This window comes from Kribbella pittospori, from assembly GCF_004331465.1.
GTDB lineage: Bacteria > Actinomycetota > Actinomycetes > Propionibacteriales > Kribbellaceae > Kribbella > Kribbella pittospori.
Window position 1 is genome coordinate 1 of sequence record NZ_SJKB01000070.1, and the last position, 1,099, is coordinate 1,099.

Annotated in this window: 1 protein-coding gene; it reads left to right on the plus strand. The window is 67.1% G+C overall.

The window, feature by feature from the left end; translation table 11 throughout:
- Positions 1–54 precede the first annotated feature (54 nt).
- On the plus strand, positions 55–1,092 hold the full coding sequence (locus E0H73_RS45665; protein ID WP_420323467.1) for an IS30 family transposase: 1,038 nt from the start codon (positions 55–57) through the stop codon (positions 1,090–1,092).
- Positions 1,093–1,099 lie beyond the last annotated feature (7 nt).

Below are 1,099 nucleotides of genomic sequence, written 5' to 3' on the forward strand. Positions count from 1 at the left end.
CTTGGCCTCAACCGGTTGTTGCACATGATCTTTGTGTGGTGACTGGAGGTAGTGATGCCGGGTAGGCGGTTGGACGTGCGGGAGCGTCAGGTGATTGAGAGGTCGTTGGCAGCTGGGTTGACAGTTGAGCAGATCGGGGAGGTGCTCGGGCGTCATCGGACGACGATCAGCAGGGAGATCGGGCGTAACGGGGTTGCCCGGTTCGGGTCGTCGTCGCCGCGGCCGGCGCGGGGTGGTGGGGTGTGGGGTCGACCGCGCAGGTATCGGACGGATCGCGCTCAGCGTCATTCCGACCGGCGAGCGCGTCGCCCGAAGCCGTTCAAGCTGACCGGGGCGTTGGCGCTGGTCGTAGGGCAGCTGTTGTTGCAGGACTGGTCCCCGCAGCAGATCGCGGCGAGCTTGCCAGTGTTGTTCCCCGACGACGACGGTATGCGGGTGAGCCACGAGACGATCTATCAGTCGTTGTTCGTGCAGGCCCGCGGCGAGTTGCGTCGGGAACTGACCGAGCACCTGCGCAGCAAGCGGATGAGCCGCAAGCCCCGGACCGGTGTCGTGCGGCGGGGTCTGATCGGGATTGTGCCGATCAGCCAGCGGCCGGCCGAGGTCTCGGATCGGGCCGTGCCCGGGCATTGGGAGGGGGACTTGCTGCTGGGTGGGGTCGGCAAGGGCGCGGTGATCACCCTGGTCGAACGCAAGAGCCGGTTTGTGCTGCTGGCCCCGCTGCCGGACCGGCATACCGGGCTCGACCTGAAGGCCGCGCTGACGCCGCTGATCACCTCGCTGCCCCAAGCGCTGCGCGGCTCGCTGACCTGGGATCGCGGCAGCGAGATGAGCGAGCACGCCAGCATCGCTATCGATGCCGGGATCGACATCTACTTCGCCGATCCCCACTCGCCCTGGCAGCGAGGCAGCAACGAGAACACCAACGGACTACTGCGCCAGTACTGGCCCAAAGGCGCCGACCTACGCAACCTCACCCACGCCCGCACCGACGAAGTCGCCCACCGGCTGAACACCCGCCCACGACAGACCCTGGGATGGAAGACTCCAGCCCAAGCCCTCGACGAGGCGCTGCGTGCAACAACTGGTTGAAACCGCC

What these genes read in the sequence shown, in the direction of transcription:
- E0H73_RS45665 (WP_420323467.1), top strand. Translation starts at nt 55, where the DNA reads ATGCCGGGTAGGCGGTTGGACGTGCGGGAGCGTCAGGTGATTGAGAGG.